The sequence below is a fragment of the Methylibium sp. genome (assembly GCF_035762065.1).
Classification (GTDB): Bacteria; Pseudomonadota; Gammaproteobacteria; order Burkholderiales; family Burkholderiaceae_C; genus Methylibium.
The window spans coordinates 112,759-130,972 of the sequence record NZ_DASTPW010000055.1; the positions used below are offsets into that span (position 1 = coordinate 112,759).

Below are 18,214 nucleotides of genomic sequence, written 5' to 3' on the forward strand. Positions count from 1 at the left end.
ACGTGGAGCCTTTCCGGACGACCTCGCTGAGCGGCACAATGCTGCTCTTCATGGATTTATGTCGTCTGGAATGACATGATAGGCAGCAGTACGTCGCCTGTCAATGCAATTTGCTATCCTGAATGACAACAACTGCACAAGCCGATGATCAAGTGCCACGTCTCTCGTCTGATGGGTGAACGAAGAGTCCGAGTTGCAGACGTCGCGCGCGACACGGGGCTGCATCGAAACCTGGTGGGGCTGCTGTGGCAGGGTGAGGTGCGTCGGATCGAGATCGACGCGCTCAACTCGTTGTGCGCCTACTTCGGGGTCCCCGTGGGCGAGATCTTCGAGTACGTCGCGGACCCGACAGATGGGTCGCCGGTAGTCACGTGAGCGAAAGCGTCAGCAGCGAGGGACGGCAGCAACGCAGCGGTTGCGGTCCTTCAACTGTGCTGTCGAGTTCACGGTGTCCACCACATCGCGATCATTGAGCGTGGCGATTGCGCGCGGCGCAGGACGACCGGTCACGAGGGTGCTGCAGACCTTTGGAGGATGACGATGCCCGCGCCAAGCTCCACGGCAAGCTGGCGCGTGAAGTCCTAGGGGATTGCCTTTGACTCGGAGCCTCTATATTTGTCAACCAAAGTGTAAACTGCAAAGCCAATGAGGAGTCGCATATGGGCGCGCCGCTGAAGAATCCCCCGGTCTACTTCACGGTGTCACAGGTGCGCTTCAACCCGCTGCTGAAGCTCACCGACTTCCTGCCTTCCATCCAAGAGGGTCTGCGCAATGCCGGCTTTCCCGCCTTCACGGTGCACACCACCATCGCGATACAGCTCGCCGTCAAGGACGGCCAGACCATTCCTCAGCCCGTTCCACATGAGCAGTACCTGTTCGCCAACGTCGAGCAGACCCACTGCTTCGTCCTGAGCTCTGACTCGCTCACGTTTCAGTCGACCGACTACGGGACCTACGAGAGGTTCTCCGAAGTCTTCCTGGAAGGGCTTGCCTTGGTCCACAAGGAAGTCGCGCTCGCCTTCACAGACCGCGTCGGGTTGCGCTATCTTGACCATGTGTTTCCGAAGGAGGGGGATAGCCTGGCGCTGTACCTTGCATCAGGGGTCCAAGGCTTGAGTGCTCAGCTTGGCGGGCAACCGGTGCACTCATATTCGGAGGCGCTCAACGCCGTCGGCAACGTGATGCTACGTGCGAGGGTCGTCATTCAGAACGGCGGCCTTGGCTTTCCTCCCGACATCCTTCCTCAAGGGATGGCGGTCCAGCAGCGCTTCCAGCAAGCTCAGGGCAGGCACGCCATCTTGGACACCGATGGCTCTGTTGAAGGTCGAGCGCTCTTCTCGCTCGACGCGGTTCGCCAGCATCTGCACTCAATCCATGAGGTCATCGAAGCAGCGTTCAAAGCGACTGTGACCGAACACGCACTTGAAGTCTGGAACGAAGCATGATTGGCCTCCTACCCGTCCCAGCCACAGCGGACTTCGCGGCAGTCCACTACCGCCCAGTCCCTGCGGTTTACAGCCGCGTTCAGGTCTTGGAGCGGCCACTTCCCCTTCAGGTCGTCGGAACTGGCGGCGTGGCCAGCGCGCATTTCGTGCGGGAAGCCTTCGGCTACCAGCCGTACGAAGTGCTGGAGCAACCGCAGGTCGTTGAAGATGCGCCGTACGCCACCCTCATGGAGCAGGTGAAGTCTCGCTTCGGCCGCACCATGTCGCGGCTGCCCGAGGTCTTTGGTGTGTCGCGCCAGACGCTCTACAACTGGCTCGAAGGCGAGACACCGAAGGCTGTCCACCAAGAGCGACTTCGGCAACTTGCAGAAGCTGCAAAGGTCTTCGCTGACCTCGGCATCAAGCCGACCACGCCCATGCTTGACCGGCCGGTGGCCCAGGGCAAGTCGTTCCTGCAGTTGATGGCTGCGGGTGCCAACGGCCAAGAGGCTGCGAAGAAGCTCATCCGCATCGTCCAGCGAGGTGCCGACTCGCGCGCCAAGCTGGACGCTCTCCTGGAGGGACGCAAGGCAAAGCTCTCAGCCTCGGACATTGGTGCACCAGCGCTCGATGAGAACGCCTGACAACGTATGCCCGAGCAGCTGCCGCAGTGGACACGCGACACGAGCTGGCGGCAGGGCCATGTCCTGCCGCAGGATGCTGCAGCCCGCTTCGGACTGACAAACGCCGCAGACCCAGGCTCGACCTGTGCCGTGGTCATCGCCCACGATTGCGACCTAGCAAACGACAGCTTGGAGGCCGAGCCGTACGTCGAGGTCATCATCGGGCGCACGGTCGCCGCTGCGAACGGCAACTTCTCCTGGGGCAAGGCTCCACGGACCTTGCACTACCCAGTGCAGTGCGAAGGAGCACCGGCCACCGTTGAGCTGGTCGCGACCGAAAAGGTCACCCTTCTCAAGTCCGAACTGGCTTGGTTCGAGCCGGACACGCGCTTCAGCGTGGACGGCCAGACCCTTGCGGTGCTGCGTAGTTGGCTCAGTGCTAGGTATGACCGCGCAGCCTTTGCCGATGCGTTCGTGGCTCGGATGAGGGAAACGAAGGCCGATGCCAAGTTGGCCAAGGCCCTGGAAGCTCACGGGAAGAATGTGTCATTCACGTACTTCGACGTTGACAAGGGCCAGTGCGTTGAACGGCTCGAGGGTGACCCATACTCGTTGAAGGTGGTCCTAGTCTTCAATCCTGGCGACGACCCAGATGCTGCAGCAGATGCCGCTGAGAAAGCGGCTGAGGCCGTAGAGGAGGCGCTGCGCGGACGGCTCCCAGAGGGAGGCACAGCTATCCGGCTCGATGCCTGCTTCGCAATCTCCGAAGACGATATCTCGGTGAGTCAGGCCAGAGTGCTCAACCACTGGCGCCTGGAGTACATGACCCACCGCGCCGAAGGACAGCAGCTCGGGCCTAAGGCGGACTGACGCCCCGTCCTGAGGCCCCCTTCCATAAAGACACTTCCTGATGGCTGCCCGTACTAAGGGCCAGGTGCGTTGGCGCGGCGCGCCTTCAATGTCGGCTTCCGGACGCCGCTGTCATAGGCGCACGATTCCAGAATGGCTGCAGGCAGTCTCCAGCCGACCCTCCGCTCCGGGCACGACAGGCGCTGCTCTGTGGGAAGTCGGCCAAAGCCGCACCGCAAACCGTCGTCACCACGACTCGAAACGTCAGTCGTGGTTCCTATCGAGCGCGGTCCGCGCGTTCGACGCAGACCACCGGTACCCGAGTGGCCGACGAGCTGTATGGGCTGCCGCGAGAGGTCAGCTGCGATCTATTCGGACAGCCAGCCTGCAATCTATTCGGACGCCGCGTCACAACCTATTCGGACAGGCGCTCTCCTGTCCGAATAGGTGCCCAGATGCGAAGCAGATGGGCCGGCAAGCCGTCGTGAGACGGCGCGCAGTCGAGCGTTAGCGCGACGGAGCTCTTTCGGGCGGCCTGCTGAGGGCCGACCGAAAGATGGCAAGCCGGCATGAGCCGGCGCGCAGTCGAGCAGGAGCGAGACGAAGGTCTTACGGTCGACCCGCTGAGGGTCGGCCGGAAGACGCAAGCCGGCACGAGCCGGCGCGCAGTCGAGCAGGAGCGAGACGAAGGTCTTGCGGTCGACCTCCTGAGGGTCGGCCGAAAGACGCAAGCCGGCACGGCCGGCGCCCAGTCGAGCTCAAACGCGATCGAGGACTTGCGGGCGGCCCCGCGAGGGCCGCCCGCGAGAGTACGAGCTGGCGAACGATGCCGAAAACTCCCCCGCTCTCCCTCAGGACAGTCCTCACCGCCGCCTATTCATGCAGTCGGAGTAGCTGGTGAACAGCACGTTCACGTCGCCTTGCCGCTCCGGAACACCGCCGGCATGCACGATAGACATCGCGGTCAAGTACGTGAGGCCGTTTGACGCGACGAGCGTGGTCGCCATCTCCCGTTCGAAATGGCCGTCGTGGCGACGCAAGGGATGCAGCCCCGCGTGAGAGTGCGAGTTCAAAACGTCCTTGCTCGACTCTCGGAACTCTCTCAACGCCAACTTCAGAGGAGGCGGGGCTCCAGAAGACAGCTCGATCGCGGTCAGGAGTTCGACCGAGGTGCCCAGGTTCTTGCTTGCTTGAAGTGTTCCAGGGGTCAGCGGCGCGCTGAGGATCGCGACCTCTTTCTCGGTCGCAGCGAACATCAGCCAAGCACCTCGGAGGACGGCCTCGTACTGCATGCGCAAGACGCCTATCGCCGAGGACAGCAACTGCGCCCGAGCAAGCACGACGACGGCTTCGGCGTGCTGACGAGCGACTAGCAAGGCGTCGAGGGTCACGGCCGATCGCAGGTCGTCGTAAGCGAGGCCCGCGTCCCCAAGCGTCTCGTCAAACCGCGAAAGCAGCTGTTCCGTCCTCGACAGCAGCCTTGCAAGTGGTGGCGGCGCCCAACTCATGCAGCACTTTGAGCTGAACGGACCAGCCGCTGATCTCTGCACACGGCGAGCTACGGCCACAAGTACGGTCCGTTCGTGAACTTCGGCCGCTTCGATGCGAAAGCCACTTCAACGAATCGATCGCCCGACCGTTGAACGGCAAGGCCGGGTAGCACCACCTGCCTCAATCTCACTGCGGAGGTGCGCCCTGACTGCCATCCGATACCAGCTTCCCATCTCGTTGGAAGAACAACACCAACTACAGCGTGACACCACAGCTCTAGTTCAGAACCAGACGCTCAAGGCGGCCTTGAACAAGCTGTGCCCGCGGGGAACGCCCGAGCAAAAAAGCTTCGCCGCTTCACAGTTTGCGTCGATCGACGAAGTCGTCGCGCACGCTGGCACGATCAGCGAGGACACGAAAGCGCGCTACAGGACCCGCTGCCTGTCCATCATTAAAGACGCTTACGTAAGGAGTCTGGACCCATGGGACATGGTGGCGGACCGATCTACAACACGGGACAGCTGGTACACGTTCAAAGCCGGTCTGCACTTCTTCCTTCTCGAGCAGGTCCCCGAGTTGAAGCGTAAGGTCGACCAGTCTTTGAGACGCCAGTCGGTATGGACCGACGACGATCGAGAGGGCCATGACTTGTTGATCGAGTGGCTCGTGTGGCTCGCGAACGTTCTGGCCTCGACGCCCGAGGGTCCGCCGGAAAAGTTCAAGGGTGACGGCAGATCGAAGCGTTCGGTCAGAAGCAAGTCAGCGAGCATTCGAGGCCTTCCCAGCGACTGGCGCGAGCAGTTCGCTAGCAAGCAACAAGGCGACTTCAAGTTGCTCGTCCTGATCGAAGCTGTGACCGGTTGCCGACCGGTCGAGTTGAAGAACGGAGTCGTGGCGGAGCTGACGACAGACGGGGCAATTTCCTTCCGCATCACCGGCGCGAAGCTTTCGAAGTTTGCGGGGCAGCCGTGGCGCGCCCTCACTGTGCACGCGAACCATGGGCCTGCACGGCTGTTGGCGGATGAGATGGGTGAGCACGGCTCGCGGCTGGACTCAAACGTCCTGTTCGGGCCCATGTTGGTCAACACGTACTGCACGCAGGTTGCCCGCGCGATGAAGAAGGTGTTCCCCTTAACGAAGTCCACGCGGAAGCTCTCGGCTTACTCTTTGCGGCACCAAGTCAAGACCGATCTGCTGGCATGCGGACTTAGTCGGGAAACACTGGCCAAGGGCCTGGGGCACGCAACGACAAAGTCGGCGTCGTACTACGGCGGCGGTGTCCAAGGGGGCTCAGGTGCGGTGAAGCCCCGAAGCGTCGAGGCTGCGCGGGAAGTCAAGATCCGAAGCTCGTACCCCACATCGGCTTCCTCCACCAGCAAACGATCGGGCGCCCAACCAGAACTTGCGGCGCCAGTGCGGCGCCGCAAGCTCAGACGGTAGGGGCTGAGAACTAGCCTAGCCGCGCCAGTCTTTCGGCATGTCCTTTAGACAAGACCGACCAACCGCTCTTGAAGCCCTTGGGTCCGCGCACCGTCGACTCACGCACGATGGCCGCCGCCTTGCGCAGGGCCACGTAGTCGAGCCCGAGGTTCACGGCGTCGAGATGGCCCTTGAGCCGCTCGATGGGGTGATCAACGTTCAGGCGCGGCCTGTTTGCTTGTGCGTACGTTTTCAAGTGAACACTGCGGGTCTGCCCAACAGTCAGTTCGCCTGCGAGCACGGCAGCGCTCTGGGCTTGGTGCCCGACCAGCTGCATAGCGTCGTTGACCGGCACATTGTTGTCCTGAAGCGCGGAAACGATGGTGTGCCGGAAGCTGTGACAAACCAGAGCCGGGTCGCTGATCCCCCGCAGGCTGAGGTACTCGCCGAACTGCCTGCTGACATATTTGGAGGGGTCGTTTTTGAGAGTTCTGCTCTCGAAGTCGACGTGCGGGAAGAGTCGGTCGGCGCCGAGGGCTTGCACGTGTTCGACGTACTCGATGAACCCGATTTCGACAAGCCGCCGCGGTACAGGTAGCCGGCGAGCCGAGTTCCTGTTCTTAGCTTCGTCGATCTTGACGTTGAGGACCCAGATACCCGTCGGTTCGTGGAGATGGATGTCAGACAGACGCAGCGTCAGGATCTCCTTCAACCGACTACCGACATGCGCCGCGATCAATGGCGCCCAGAAGTAGTCGGCGCTTCGATTGAAGCCGAGGTAAGCCTCGGCCGCGAAGATTTTTGACAGATGCTCGGACTTGAAGGGGGCATAGCTGCGGGCTTGCTTGTCACCGACTTGCTCCTTGAGCTCCTTGATCCGCTGAGCCAGGCCGAGCGCCGGGTCGGAGCGCGTCATCTGTCGCTCGCCGGCCGCCCACGCGAAGAACTTGACGATATGAGACGTCTTTTTGAGCGTGGTGCGAGCCGATGCGAGCTGTGCGGTTTTCGAGCCGCGGGTGGTGTGCAAGTGCCCGACGGTGTCGAGGAAGGCAGCCAGGTGATGTGTCTTCACATCGTGCACCCACGGGTCCGGCCCTAAGGTTGGCACCGACTGCACCACGTGGGCGGCCACTGCCCCCAGCACTTTGCCCTTCTCAAGCTTGGTCCTGGGCTTCACCTTGCCTGTGTCGAGATGGAGGGTGATCGCCTCCGACATCCGCATCGGATTGTCCGGTGCGCCGTTAGCCTGGCCCGAAAGGCTCTCGGCTTGATGCTGAGCAGCGTAATACTTGACCCGCTCATGCATCGCCTGTTCGGCCGGCGTGTACTCGCGCTCGAACCTGCGCGCCACAGCGGCAGCGATCTTCGGGTTGCCCTTGAGGAAGTTCTGCAGGTTCCGGCTGTCCTCCTCACCGTCTGCAGAAATGCCTTGATCGTTGATCGTCCATCCGAGGAAGTCCGCGCCGATCAAATTCCATAGGTCTCGGCGCTGCGTCATGGTCAGTGCTTGCTCGAGCATGGCGTTGGCCCACAGAGCCAAGGCGCGAGCCCTTCTTGGATCCTTGGTCCGCAATGACTGCCGAACCTCCAAGCGGCGTCTTCGACACAGTTGGTCTGGACTTGAGTCGGTCGATCCGAGCAGGACGCGGATGAAGAACGTACCGCAGCGCTTGCGGTACAGCCTTGGTGTGTAGATGGAGCCCAAGTGGCACCCCCATGTGGCGCCCCCGGCAAAGAAAAAGGCTTGTAAGTCCTTGACCTACAAGCCTTCTGCAGTTTTGGTGGCGCTTCAGGGACTCGAACCCCGGACCTGCGGATTATGATTCCGTCGCTCTAACCGACTGAGCTAAAGCGCCAAGGGCGCGCAGTATAGCGAGGCGCCTCGAGGCCCACGCAGGCCTCGAGGCCGCTCAGATCAGGTGGCCGATCAAAGCGGCGATCAGACTTAGCGCGACGGTCGTCCCCAGCGGCAACCACACCTCGCGGCCCCGCAGCCGAAAGCGCACATCGCCCGGCAGCCGGCCGAGCCCCATGCGCTCCAGCCAGGGACGCAAGCCCTGGAACAGCAGCAACGCAAGCACGACGATCAGCAGCCAGCGCAGCATCGTCCCGATCCTGCGGCTCAAAGCGTGTGCGAGCGATCGCCGCGGCGAAAGCCGATCGCATCGAAGCTGGGCTTGGCGAAGCCGATCACCTTGAAGAGTTCGCCCATCTCGTGCTCGGTCAGCAGCTTCTGCGCGCGCGACACGGTGGCGACGTCGGCGCCGTGCAGGTCGTCGAGCAGGCCGCAGTTGACGAGGAAATGCGCCTGGCTCGTGTAGCCGAGCACCTCGAACCCGGCGTCCTGACCAGCCAGCGCGATCGCGGTGAAGTCGACGTGCGCGGTGATGTCCTTCAGGCCGATGTCCACCAGCGGATCGCCGTCGGCGCGATGGCCGCGATGGCACATCAGCGTGCCGCCGCGGCGCTGCGGGTGGTGGAACTCCGCCTCGGGAAAACCGTAGTCGATGAAAAAGGCGGCGCCACGGCCAAGGGTCGCGGCCAGTGTGCGCACGAAGGCTTCGGCGTGCCGGCCCAGCTCGGTGGTCGTGCCCGGCACGGCCGTCTCGGCGAGCGGCGGGCGCAGCGCGGTCGGCCGGTCCGCGAAGACGACGCGGCCGGCGTCGAGCGCCACGCCGCGCTCGAACCAGCCGGCGCCGTCGAAATGCAGCAGCGCGACCGGCATCGCGTCGAGCACCTCGTTGCCCACCAGCACGGCATCGAGCCGCGCCGGCAGGGCCTCGGCCCAGGCAACGCGGGCGAGTCGATCAGGCTGCCGTGCCGCAAGCGTCGCGCGCTGCCGCTCGCGCAGCGCAGCGGACAGCTCGACGATCGTGTAGCGCTCGATCGCATCGCCCAGCGCTTCGGTCAACTGCGCCGCGAGCGCGCCCGAGCCGGCGCCGAATTCCCAGACCTCGCGGGTGCCTGTCGCGTCCAGCGCCTGCCGCAGCTGCCGCGCGAGCGCGCGGCCGAACAGCGGGCTCAGTTCGGGCGCGGTGACGAAGTCGCTGCCCGAGGCGGGCGAGTCGCCGAAGACACGATCGCCGCGTGCGTAGTAGCCGAGGCCGGGCGCGTAGAGCGCGAGCTCCATGTAGCGCTCGAAGCCGAGCCAGCCGCCGGCCGCGGCGATCTCGTCGGCGATGCGTCGATGCAGGGCCGAATGGGCCGTCATGCCGGCGGCGACGAGGGCGCTGTCTACACTCACGGCGGCATTGTCTCGAAGCGCGCCGTCCCTCGTGAGCACCGTACCCGAAGCCTCCGCATTGAACGCGCCTGTCTCGCTGGTCACCGGCTCGGCGCGCCGCCTCGGGCGCGAAATCGCTTGGCGGCTCGCACGCGACGGCCACGACATCGCGGTCCACGCCCACCGCATCGACAGCGACGCCGAAGCCACCTGTGCCGCGATCCGCGCACTCGGCCGACGCTGCGACATCTTCGAGGCGGATTTCATCGACGAGGCCGCGACCGAGGCGCTGCTGCCCGCCGTGATCGAGCGCTTCGGCGGCGTCGATGCCGTCGTGCACAACGCCTCGATGTTCCAGCACGACGATCTCTCGAACTTCGGCTATGCGGCGCTGGCTTCGCACGCCTGCGCGAACGCCGGCTCGGCGGTGCTGCTCGCGCGCGGCCTGGAGCGCCACCTGCGCGGCACCTCGCGCAGCGGCGCGCTCGTGCTGCTGCTGGACCAGCGCCTGTGGAATCCGAACGCCGACTACCTTTCGTACGCGCTGGGCAAGAGCATGCTCGGCCACCTCGTGCCGCTGCTCGCGCGCGCGCTCGCGCCCGCGGTGCGGGTGGTCGGCGTCGCGCCGGGGCTCACGCTGGGCAGCGCGCTGATCGACGAGCGGCGCCTCACGGCGCTCGGCGAACGTTCGCTGACCGGCCGCGCGGTGCAGTCCGACGAGGTGGCCGACGCGGTCGCCTTCGCGCTGCGCAACCGCGCGCTCACCGGCAGCAACCTGCTGGTCGACGCCGGCTACCACCTGCAGCCGATGGCGCGCGACTTCGCCTTCCTCGAAGACGCCGACCTGCCCGCCGTCTCGAGTCTCGCCACAGGCCGCCTGCGATGAACATCACCGCCGTCGAACGAGAAGCCGCCGTCTGGGCACCGCCGCCGGCCACATCGGTCACCGCCGCGAAGCTCGGCAAGCGCTTGCACCGCCAGGTCGGCCAGGCAATCGCCGAGTTCAACATGATCGAAGCCGGCGACCGCGTGATGGTCTGCCTCTCGGGCGGCAAGGACAGCCACGCGCTGCTCGACATCCTGCTTGCGCTGCAGCAGCGCGCGCCGGTGCGCTTCGAGCTGGTCGCGGTCAATCTCGACCAGAAGCAGCCCGGCTTTCCCGCCGAGACCTTGCCGGCTTACCTGCGCGCACGCGGCGTGCCCTTCCACATCGAAACGCAGGACACCTACAGCATCGTCAAGAAGCTGGTGCCCGAGGGCAAGACGATGTGCAGCCTGTGCTCGCGCCTGCGCCGCGGCATCCTCTACCGTGTGGCCGGCGAACTGGGCGCGACCAAGATCGCGCTCGGCCACCACCGCGACGACATGCTCGCGACGCTGATGCTCAACATGTTCTTCGGCGCGCGGCTCAAGGGCATGCCGCCGAAGCTGGTCAGCGACGACGGCCGTCACGTGGTGATCCGCCCGCTGGCCCATGTGGCCGAGCGCGACCTCGAAGCCTGGGCCGCGCAGCGCGGCTTCCCGATCATTCCGTGCACGCTCTGCGGCAACCAGGAGAACCTTCAGCGCAAGCAGGTCGGCGCGATGCTGCGGCAGTGGGAGCGCGAGCATCCGGGCCGGCTCGACAACATGGCGCGCGCGATGGCACACATCGTGCCGTCGCACCTGCAGGACCGGAACCTTTATCACTTCGCCGACCTCCGACCGACCGGCGTGCCCGACGCCGGCGGCGACATCGCTTTCGACGAGGCGGACGAGGCCGGATGCGCGCCGGTCGGCACGGCGGCCGTCGAGCCGAGCGCCGTGCGCTGGATCGCGCGCGAGGACTGAGCCGACCGCCCACCGGGCGATCGGCACGAAGGAGAGCTTTGATGGGCCGGATCGATCGTCGTCATCTTTTGCTGAGCGTGGTGTGCGCCGGCGCGCTGAGCGCCTGCGGCGGTTTGTCCTCCGTCTCGATCGACGTGTCGAGCCAGGGGGACTGGCCCAACGGCGCGAAACCCGGCACCTACGCGATCGAGCGGCTGCCGTCGCAGCAGGCTAACGCGGTCGAGCAGGCGCGCATCGAGGCGGCGGCGCTGCCGGCGCTGGCCGCGGCCGGCTTCACCCAGGCGCCGGCCGACACGGCCGACGTGCTGATCCAGGTCGGCGCGCGCGCCTTCGACGTGGTGCGCCGCGATCCTTTCGCGAGCCCGTTCTACTGGCGTAGCAACTGGTGGTACGGCGGCTACCACCGCCCGTTCTTCTACGGCCCCGGGCTTTACGGCCCCGGCTTCTACCGGCCCGGCTGGGGCTACGACGGCTACGACGTCGACGTGCAGCGCGAGGTGGCGGTGCTGATCCGCGACCGGCGCAGCCAGCGCATCGTCTACGAGACGCGCGCGTCCTACCTGAACCGCTGGGGCGGCGATGCGCTGTTGCCGGCGATGTTCGAGGCGGCGATGAAGGACTTCCCGAACACCGCGATCAGCCCGCGCACCGTCGTCGTCAACCTGCCGCGCGGCTGAGCGCGGGAAGCGGCTCAGCCCGCGCCGGCGAGCCGGCGGAAGTCGCTCTCCCAACCACGCAGGCGGCGCTGCGCTTCGGCACGCTGCTCGGGCGTCGTCTGGTTGTGGATCTCGGCGAAAAACTCGCAGTTGTAGGTTTCCAGCGCCTGCTGGTAGCGCGCGTAGTCGGCGTCGGGCGAGCGCAGCGCGTGACGCCAGAGATCGCGCAGTTCACCGGCGATCGCCTCGCGCGAGGCCTGCGGCTGCTGGGCCCGGGTGACGGTTGCGACCAGCTCGCGCTGGCGCCGCAGGCGTTCCTGGTTCCAGCGCTCGGGATCGAAAGGCGACGCGGCAACGCGCTGCTCGACGAGCTTGCGCTGGGCCTCGTTGAGCCGGCCGTAGAGCTGCTCGCTGCGCTCGATCGCGCGCTCGACCGACCTGGCCTGCCGCTTGGCCGGATCGCGCTGAAGGAAGTCGTCCTTGAACTCGGCGTTGTTCTTCGCGTGCTTGCGTTCCAGCGCGCGCAGTTGCTCGGGGCCGAGCGAGGCGAGCAGCGCCGCGGCCTCCGGCAGCGCCTGCTCGACCGCCACGTCGGCGCGCCGGCGCACCTGCGCGAACCATTCGCAGCTGCGCGTGCCGGTGGTGTCCTCGCCGACGCCGTTGGCGACCGTGCGCAGCAGCTCGGCGTAGTCGGGCAGCTGGCTGCGGCGGTGCCAGGCGAAGTACTGGTTCAGCGTTTCGCGCGCGCGCACCGACTGCGCGTCGTCGAAGTCGAGGTAGCCGTCGAGCCACCAGTAGGTGATCTCGTTCGCCTGGCCGTAGACGAGCCGCATCGCACTGCAGGCGCCGAGGGTCAGCGCGATCGTCGTCGCGGCCACAATCGTCGCCCACCGCCACCACCGTTCGCTGTTCAGCATGCTCGACATCGTGATCATGGCCGCCGGCAAGGGCACCCGGATGAAATCCGCCCGGCCGAAAGTGCTGCACACGCTCGCCGGGCGGCCTTTATTGCAGCACGTGCTCGCGAGCGCCCGGGGGCTCGGCGCGCGAAGCCTGATCGTCGTGACCGGGCATGGCGCTGCGCAGGTCGAGGACTTCGCGCGCGGGGAGTTCCCTGCGCTGCCGCTGGTCTTCGTGCGGCAGGAGCCGCAGCTCGGCACCGGGCATGCGGTGCAGCAGGCGCTGCCGGCGCTCGGTGACGAAGGCACGACGCTGATCCTCAACGGCGACGTCCCGCTGGTGCGCGGCGAGACGAGCCGCGCGCTCGCCGAGGCCTGCGCGGGCCGCGTGCTCGCGCTCCTGACCGTGACGCTGCCCGACCCGAGCGGCTACGGCCGCATCGTTCGCGACGGCACCGGCGCGGTGCGCGCGATCGTCGAGCACAAGGACGCGAGCGAGGCCGAGCGCGCCATCGACGAGGTCTACACCGGCATGATGGCCGCTCCCACCGCGGCGCTCAAGCGCTGGCTCGCCTCGCTCGACAACGACAACGCGCAGCGCGAGTACTACCTGACCGACATCGTCGCGATGGCGGTCGCCGACGGCGTGCCGGTGGTCGCGGTGAGCGCCGCGAGCGAAACCGAGGTGCTCGGCGTCAACAGCCCGCAGCAGCTTGCCGAGCTCGAGCGCCGCTTCCAGCGGCGGCAGGCCGAGGCGCTGATGGACGCCGGCGTGCGGCTCGCCGACCCGGCGCGCATCGACGTGCGCGGCTCGCTCGTCTGCGGCGAGGACGTCGAGATCGACATCGGCTGCATCTTCGAAGGCGCGGTCGAACTCGGCGCGGGCACGCGCATCGGCGCGCACTGCGTGCTGCGCGACGCGAAGCTCGGCGCCGGCGTCGTGCTGCGGCCGTTCTGCGATGTCGAGGGCGCGTCGATCGGCGACGCTGCGCTGGTCGGTCCGTTCGCGCGGCTGCGCACCGGCGCGCGACTCGGGCCGGAGGTGCACATCGGCAACTTCGTCGAGGTGAAGAACTCGACGCTCGCGCGCGGCACGAAGGCCAACCACCTCGCCTACCTCGGCGATGCCAGCGTCGGCGAGCGCGTGAACTACGGCGCCGGCAGCATCACAGCCAACTACGACGGCGCGAACAAGCACCGCACGGTGATCGGCGCCGACGTGCACGTCGGCAGCAACTGCGTGCTGGTCGCGCCGGTGACGCTCGGCGACGGCGCGACGATCGGCGCCGGCAGCACGATCGGCAAGGACGCGCCGGCCGGCCAGCTCACGGTCGCGCGGGCCCGGCAGGCCTCGATCGCCGGCTGGAGGCGGCCGAGCAAGAAGAGCGCGAAGGACGGCGGCGGCGCGTGAAGCTTCGCGCGGCATCGCCGGCCGGCGACACGCGCGCTGCCATCTTTGCCGCACAAGTTACACGCGCGCGCGAGGGCCGGCGCTAGCATCGCCGCCCTGTGAAACGCACCAAGATCGCCACGTACTACGGCCGTCTGAAGGTGGCGCAGGATGCGCCGCCGGAAGTGATCCGCGCGGCCTACAAGGTGCTGGTGCAGAAGTACCACCCCGATCGTCATCAAGGCAGCCTGCGGCACGAGATCGTGCTCACCGCGCTGAACAAGGCGCAGGAAGTCTTGCTCGATCCGGCCCGGCGCGCCGGGCACGACCAATGGATCCGCGCCGAGGAAATCCGCCTCGGCCTGCGCGACCCCGGCCCCGATGAGCAGCCGACGCTGCGCGAGCGCTGGGACGGGCTTTGGGCCGGCATGCGCGAAGAAGGCATGCCCTTCGAGGAAGCCTGGCGCATGCACTTCACGCGCCGGCAGCGCATGGGCGTCATCGCGGCCGGCACGGTGCTGATGGCGCTGCTGCTCGTCGGCCTGCTCGCGGTGCTGTGGCCCGAGCAGAACGACGTGCTCGTGCGGCTCTCGGCGCGGGGCCGCTGACGCGGATCAGTCGCGCAGCGGCAGCTCGCTGCCGAACTTGGCCCGTTTGATCGCGAAGAAGGCGCGCACATTGCGGACGTCGGCGTCGCCGGTCAGGAGCCGCGCGGCGAAGGCCTGATAGGCCGCCATGTCGCGCACCGCGATCACGAGAACGAAGTCCGGCCCGGGCGACACGCGCCAGCACTGCTGAACCGCCGCGTCGGCGCTCGCCCGGCGCTCGAAGGCATCGAGCCGCTCGGCGGTCTGCACATCGAGCGTGATCTCGATCAGCGCCTGGAGCAGCGGATGCCCCGCCGCGCGCAGCGCATCGGGCGACAGCAGGGCGACGCTGCGCTCGATCAGCCCGGCGTCCTGGAGCCGCCGTACGCGGCGGTGCGCGGTTGCGGCGGCCACATGGGCAAGGTCGCCCAGGGCCTGGTTGGACAGGAAGGCATCCCGCTGCAGGGCTTGGAGAAGCCTCAGATCTGTGTCGTCGAGCGGCAAGTTGGAGATCATCTTTCGTCAGACCCACTTCTTGTGCAATTCTCTTCCGCATCACGTGCAGTCTGCAATCTCGTTTCATTGCAGATCAACTTGCGAGATTGATTTTCCGCCACCCTGCCTAGCATCGGCGCCTCGTCAACAGCGCGGAGAGCGCTCATGTGCGGCATCGTCGGCGCGGTCAGCACCCGCGACATCGTCCCCATGCTGGTCGAGGGCCTCCGGCGGCTCGAGTACCGCGGCTACGACTCCTGCGGCGTCGCCGTCCACCAGGCCGGTGCGCTGCGGCGCAGCCGCAGCGTCTCGCGTGTCGCGGAACTGGCGGCGCTGGTGGCGGCCGACGGTGTCGAAGGCGGCACCGGTATCGCGCACACGCGCTGGGCGACGCACGGCGCGCCGGCGGTGCACAACGCGCATCCGCATTTCTCCCAGGGGCCACGCGCCGATGCGGCAAAGCCGGCGCGCATCGCGCTCGTGCACAACGGGATCATCGAGAACCACGAGGAGCTGCGCGCCGAGCTGCGCCAGCGCGGCTACGCCTTCGCGAGCCAGACGGACACCGAGGTCGTGGCACACCTGATCGATTCGCTCTACGAGGCGGATCTCGGCGAGGCCGTGCAGGCCGCGGTGCAGCGGCTGCACGGCGCCTACGCGATCGCGGTGTTCTGCCGCGACGAGCCGCACCGCGTGGTGGCCGCACGCGACGGATCGCCGCTGGTACTGGGCCTCGGCACCGGCGACAAGGCCGACGAGCGCTATGTCGCGAGCGACGCGATGGCGCTGGCCGGCTTGACCGACCAGATCGTCTACCTCGAAGACGGGGACGTGGTCGATCTGCAGCTCGGCCGGCACTGGGTGCTGGCCCGCAAGGAAGGCGGCGGCCATCGCCGCATCGACCGCGCGGCGCGCACGGTGCAGGCCCACACCGGCGCCGCCGAGCTCGGCCCCTACCGGCACTACATGCAGAAGGAGATCTTCGAGCAGCCGCGCGCGCTCGCCGACACGCTCGAAGGGGTCGAGGGCTTCGTGCCGGAGCTGTTCGGCGCCGACGCGGCGCCCGTCTTCGAGGCGATCGACAACGTGCTGATCCTCGCCTGCGGCACCAGCTACTACGCAGGCTGCACCGCGAAGTACTGGCTCGAAGGCATCGCCGGCATCCGAACCAACGTCGAAGTCGCGAGCGAGTACCGCTACCGCGACAGCGTGCCCGACGCGCGGACGCTCGTCGTCACGATCACGCAGAGCGGCGAGACCGCCGACACGCTCGCCGCGCTGAAGCACGCGCGCGCGCTCGGCATGCGCCACACGCTGACCGTCTGCAACGTCGCGACCAGCGCGATGGTCCGCGAATGCCGGCTTGCCTACATCACGCGCGCCGGCGTCGAGATCGGCGTCGCGTCGACCAAGGCCTTCACGACGCAGCTCGCCGGGCTGTTCCTGCTGACGATGGTGCTCGCGAAGCTGCGCGGCCGGCTCGATGCCGACGGCGAGGCAGCCCACCTGAAGGCGCTGCGGCACCTGCCGGCATCGCTGCAGGCGGTGCTGGCGCTCGAACCGCAGGTGATGGCCTGGGCCGAAGTCTTCGTGCGGCGCGAGAACGCGCTCTTCCTCGGCCGCGGCCTGCACTACCCGGTGGCGCTGGAGGGCGCGCTGAAGCTCAAGGAGATCAGCTACATCCACGCCGAGGCCTACCCCGCCGGCGAGCTGAAGCACGGGCCGCTCGCACTTGTTACGGCGGCGATGCCGGTGGTGACCGTGGCGCCGAACGACGCACTGCTCGAGAAGCTGAAGAGCAACTTGCAGGAAGTGCGCGCGCGCGGCGGCGAGCTGTTCGTCTTCGCCGATGCCGACACCCGCATCGACAGCAGCGAAGGCGTCCACGTGATCCGCATGCCCGAGCACTACGGCGCGCTGTCGCCACTGCTGCACGTGGTGCCGCTGCAACTGCTGGCCTACCACACCGCCTGCGCGCGCGGGACGGACGTGGACAAGCCGCGCAACCTGGCGAAGAGCGTGACGGTCGAGTAGGCGAGCCACGGCCCGAGCCGACGCGGGCTTGGGTCAATGTCCGACAGGCTGGACGCGCCGTGTGAGGGAGGCTGACGGCGCATCTACGAACCGCGCAAGGATGAGTGATCCCCAGCCGCTGCGTCCGCAACGAGCGACCGACATCGCGCAACGCTTCATCGAGCAGACCCGTGAACACGCCGTGGTCGTGGCCGACCCGGCGGGCATGGTGATCGGCTGGCTCGGCGCCTCCGAGCAGGTCCTCGGCTACCGCGCCGAGGACGTGCTCGGCCGGCCGCTCGACACGCTGTTCACGCCCGGCGACCGCGCGCTCGGCCTGCCGGCGCAGGAGCTGGCCGTGGCGCTGGCCGGCGGCACCTCGGAAGACGATCGGTGGCACCGGCGCGCCGACGGCGTGGCCGTCTGGATCACCGGCTCCGTGCATGCGGTGCACGGCGAAGGTGGCGAACTGCTCGGCTACGTCAAGGTGATGCGCGACCGCACCGACCTGAAGGCGCAGCTCGAAACCCTCGACCACCGGCTGCGCGAAGCCGAGGCGATCGCGCGCCAGCGCAGCCGCGTGCTCGACACGCTGGGCCACGAAATGCGCAGCCCGCTCGCCGCGATCTCGAACGCGACCGCGCTGATCGGCATGCAGGCGGCCGGCGGTGCGACCGAGCGCGCCGTGCAGGTGCTGGAGCGCCAGATGCGGGTGTTGCAGCGCCTGGCCGACGATCTGATGGAAAGCACGCGCGGCCGCCATGGCCGGCTCGTACTGCAGCTCACGCGCGTCGACTTCGTCGAAAGCATCCTGCTCAAGGTCGAGAGCATGCAGCCGCGCTACGACGCGAAAGGCGTGCGCCTTTTCGCGCTGTTGCCCCACGCGCCGATCTGGCTCGAGGCCGATGCGGTGCGACTACAGCAGGTGCTCGCGAACCTGCTCGACAACGCCTGCAAGTACACGCCCGAAGGCGGCAGCGCATGGGTCAAGCTCACCGTCGAGGCGCCCTATGCGGTGCTGCGCGTCGAAGACAGCGGCATCGGCATCGAGCCGCAGATGCTGCCGCGCATCTTCGAGCTGTTCACCCAGGAAGAACGCTCGGTGCCGCTGGCGCAAGGGGGCGTGGGCATCGGCCTGGCGCTGGTCAAGGAGTACGTCGAGCTGCACGGCGGCATGGTCGAGGTGCGCAGCGGCGGCGTCGGCAAGGGCAGCGAGTTCGCGGTGCGCCTGCCCTTGCACGGGCCGGCCGCGCCCTCCTCGGCGCACCAGGTGCCGCTGCCGCTGGAACGGCGGGTGCCGGACTGAGCACGGTGC

Annotated in this window: 18 protein-coding genes and 1 tRNA gene; 12 read left to right on the forward strand and 7 right to left on the reverse strand. The window is 67.2% G+C overall.

Annotated elements, in window-relative coordinates; translation table 11 throughout:
• Window positions 1-144 precede the first annotated feature (144 nt).
• From VFR90_RS17295 to VFR90_RS17310, 4 genes are all read left to right on the forward strand, one after another.
• A complete protein-coding gene (locus tag VFR90_RS17295; protein WP_326407410.1) occupies window positions 145-375 on the forward strand; it encodes a helix-turn-helix domain-containing protein in 231 nt (76 codons plus the stop codon).
• A gap of 284 nt (window positions 376-659) precedes the next feature.
• On the forward strand, window positions 660-1,445 hold the full coding sequence (locus VFR90_RS17300) for a TIGR04255 family protein (RefSeq protein ID WP_326407411.1): 786 nt from the start codon (window positions 660-662) through the stop codon (window positions 1,443-1,445).
• 128 nt (window positions 1,446-1,573) lie between these two features.
• A complete protein-coding gene (locus tag VFR90_RS17305; protein WP_326407412.1) occupies window positions 1,574-2,068 on the forward strand; it encodes a hypothetical protein in 495 nt (164 codons plus the stop codon).
• A 129-nt stretch (window positions 2,069-2,197) separates the two neighbouring features.
• A complete protein-coding gene (locus VFR90_RS17310; RefSeq protein ID WP_326407413.1) occupies window positions 2,198-2,917 on the forward strand; it encodes a hypothetical protein in 720 nt (239 codons plus the stop codon).
• Between the two features lie 842 nt (window positions 2,918-3,759).
• Here VFR90_RS17310 and VFR90_RS17315 read toward each other — a convergent pair.
• Window positions 3,760-4,404 (reverse strand): DUF6988 family protein, encoded by a 645-nt coding sequence (locus VFR90_RS17315; RefSeq protein WP_326407414.1) that lies wholly within the window; start codon window positions 4,402-4,404, stop codon window positions 3,760-3,762.
• 220 nt (window positions 4,405-4,624) lie between these two features.
• Between VFR90_RS17315 and VFR90_RS17320 the strand changes: the two genes are divergently transcribed.
• Window positions 4,625-5,827 (forward strand): hypothetical protein, encoded by a 1,203-nt coding sequence (locus VFR90_RS17320; protein WP_326407415.1) that lies wholly within the window; start codon window positions 4,625-4,627, stop codon window positions 5,825-5,827.
• A gap of 10 nt (window positions 5,828-5,837) precedes the next feature.
• Here the strand turns inward: VFR90_RS17320 and VFR90_RS17325 are convergent, their stop codons facing one another.
• The 4 genes from VFR90_RS17325 to VFR90_RS17340 form a co-directional block, all read right to left on the reverse strand.
• On the reverse strand, window positions 5,838-7,325 hold the full coding sequence (locus VFR90_RS17325; protein ID WP_326407416.1) for a site-specific integrase: 1,488 nt from the start codon (window positions 7,323-7,325) through the stop codon (window positions 5,838-5,840).
• A gap of 260 nt (window positions 7,326-7,585) precedes the next feature.
• Window positions 7,586-7,662, reverse strand: a tRNA-Met gene (locus VFR90_RS17330).
• 54 nt (window positions 7,663-7,716) lie between these two features.
• Window positions 7,717-7,911 (reverse strand): DUF2905 domain-containing protein, encoded by a 195-nt coding sequence (locus VFR90_RS17335; protein WP_326407417.1) that lies wholly within the window; start codon window positions 7,909-7,911, stop codon window positions 7,717-7,719.
• A gap of 17 nt (window positions 7,912-7,928) precedes the next feature.
• Window positions 7,929-9,017: a class I SAM-dependent methyltransferase gene (locus VFR90_RS17340; RefSeq protein ID WP_326407477.1), complete on the reverse strand. Its 1,089-nt coding sequence runs from the start codon at window positions 9,015-9,017 to the stop codon at window positions 7,929-7,931.
• 64 nt (window positions 9,018-9,081) lie between these two features.
• On the opposite strand from VFR90_RS17340, the gene VFR90_RS17345 reads away from it, so the two are divergent.
• The 3 genes from VFR90_RS17345 to VFR90_RS17355 are packed head-to-tail and all read left to right on the forward strand — an operon-like array spanning window position 9,082 to window position 11,536.
• Window positions 9,082-9,915 (forward strand): SDR family oxidoreductase, encoded by an 834-nt coding sequence (locus tag VFR90_RS17345; protein ID WP_326407418.1) that lies wholly within the window; start codon window positions 9,082-9,084, stop codon window positions 9,913-9,915.
• Window positions 9,912-10,859, forward strand: a complete 948-nt coding sequence (ttcA, locus tag VFR90_RS17350; RefSeq protein ID WP_326407419.1) for a tRNA 2-thiocytidine(32) synthetase TtcA — start codon at window positions 9,912-9,914, stop codon at window positions 10,857-10,859. Before VFR90_RS17345 ends, ttcA begins: the two co-directional genes overlap by 4 nt.
• Before the next feature lie 41 nt (window positions 10,860-10,900).
• Complete coding sequence (locus tag VFR90_RS17355; RefSeq protein WP_326407420.1) at window positions 10,901-11,536, forward strand: DUF4136 domain-containing protein; 636 nt, start codon at window positions 10,901-10,903, stop codon at window positions 11,534-11,536.
• Window positions 11,537-11,550: 14 nt separating this feature from the next.
• Here the strand turns inward: VFR90_RS17355 and VFR90_RS17360 are convergent, their stop codons facing one another.
• A complete protein-coding gene (locus VFR90_RS17360; protein WP_326407421.1) occupies window positions 11,551-12,432 on the reverse strand; it encodes a DUF6279 family lipoprotein in 882 nt (293 codons plus the stop codon).
• Between VFR90_RS17360 and glmU the strand changes: the two genes are divergently transcribed.
• Both glmU and VFR90_RS17370 read left to right on the forward strand, forming a co-directional pair.
• Entirely contained in the window at window positions 12,431-13,825 is a 1,395-nt protein-coding gene (gene glmU / locus VFR90_RS17365) for a bifunctional UDP-N-acetylglucosamine diphosphorylase/glucosamine-1-phosphate N-acetyltransferase GlmU (protein WP_326407422.1), read from the forward strand. The genes VFR90_RS17360 and glmU overlap by 2 nt on opposite strands.
• 98 nt (window positions 13,826-13,923) lie before the next feature.
• Window positions 13,924-14,412: a J domain-containing protein gene (locus VFR90_RS17370; RefSeq protein WP_326407423.1), complete on the forward strand. Its 489-nt coding sequence runs from the start codon at window positions 13,924-13,926 to the stop codon at window positions 14,410-14,412.
• 6 nt (window positions 14,413-14,418) lie between these two features.
• Here the strand turns inward: VFR90_RS17370 and VFR90_RS17375 are convergent, their stop codons facing one another.
• Entirely contained in the window at window positions 14,419-14,907 is a 489-nt protein-coding gene (locus VFR90_RS17375; protein ID WP_326407424.1) for an Lrp/AsnC family transcriptional regulator, read from the reverse strand.
• Between the two features lie 144 nt (window positions 14,908-15,051).
• Between VFR90_RS17375 and glmS the strand changes: the two genes are divergently transcribed.
• Together glmS and VFR90_RS17385 are read left to right on the forward strand one after the other, a co-directional pair.
• A complete protein-coding gene (gene glmS, locus VFR90_RS17380) occupies window positions 15,052-16,920 on the forward strand; it encodes a glutamine--fructose-6-phosphate transaminase (isomerizing) (RefSeq protein WP_326407425.1) in 1,869 nt (622 codons plus the stop codon).
• A 100-nt stretch (window positions 16,921-17,020) separates the two neighbouring features.
• Entirely contained in the window at window positions 17,021-18,205 is a 1,185-nt protein-coding gene (locus VFR90_RS17385; RefSeq protein ID WP_326407426.1) for a PAS domain-containing sensor histidine kinase, read from the forward strand.
• Window positions 18,206-18,214: the final 9 nt, after the last annotated feature.

What these genes read in the sequence shown, in the direction of transcription:
- VFR90_RS17295 (WP_326407410.1), top strand. Translation starts at nt 145, where the DNA reads ATGATCAAGTGCCACGTCTCTCGTCTGATGGGTGAACGAAGAGTCCGA.
- VFR90_RS17300 (WP_326407411.1), top strand. Translation starts at nt 660, where the DNA reads ATGGGCGCGCCGCTGAAGAATCCCCCGGTCTACTTCACGGTGTCACAG.
- VFR90_RS17315 (WP_326407414.1), bottom strand. Translation starts at nt 4,404, where the DNA reads ATGAGTTGGGCGCCGCCACCACTTGCAAGGCTGCTGTCGAGGACGGAA.
- VFR90_RS17325 (WP_326407416.1), bottom strand. Translation starts at nt 7,325, where the DNA reads ATGCTCGAGCAAGCACTGACCATGACGCAGCGCCGAGACCTATGGAAT.
- VFR90_RS17335 (WP_326407417.1), bottom strand. Translation starts at nt 7,911, where the DNA reads ATGCTGCGCTGGCTGCTGATCGTCGTGCTTGCGTTGCTGCTGTTCCAG.
- VFR90_RS17340 (WP_326407477.1), bottom strand. Translation starts at nt 9,017, where the DNA reads ATGACGGCCCATTCGGCCCTGCATCGACGCATCGCCGACGAGATCGCC.
- ttcA (WP_326407419.1), top strand. Translation starts at nt 9,912, where the DNA reads ATGAACATCACCGCCGTCGAACGAGAAGCCGCCGTCTGGGCACCGCCG.
- VFR90_RS17355 (WP_326407420.1), top strand. Translation starts at nt 10,901, where the DNA reads ATGGGCCGGATCGATCGTCGTCATCTTTTGCTGAGCGTGGTGTGCGCC.
- glmU (WP_326407422.1), top strand. Translation starts at nt 12,431, where the DNA reads ATGCTCGACATCGTGATCATGGCCGCCGGCAAGGGCACCCGGATGAAA.
- VFR90_RS17360 (WP_326407421.1), bottom strand. Translation starts at nt 12,432, where the DNA reads ATGCTGAACAGCGAACGGTGGTGGCGGTGGGCGACGATTGTGGCCGCG.
- VFR90_RS17375 (WP_326407424.1), bottom strand. Translation starts at nt 14,907, where the DNA reads ATGATCTCCAACTTGCCGCTCGACGACACAGATCTGAGGCTTCTCCAA.
- glmS (WP_326407425.1), top strand. Translation starts at nt 15,052, where the DNA reads ATGTGCGGCATCGTCGGCGCGGTCAGCACCCGCGACATCGTCCCCATG.
- VFR90_RS17385 (WP_326407426.1), top strand. Translation starts at nt 17,021, where the DNA reads ATGAGTGATCCCCAGCCGCTGCGTCCGCAACGAGCGACCGACATCGCG.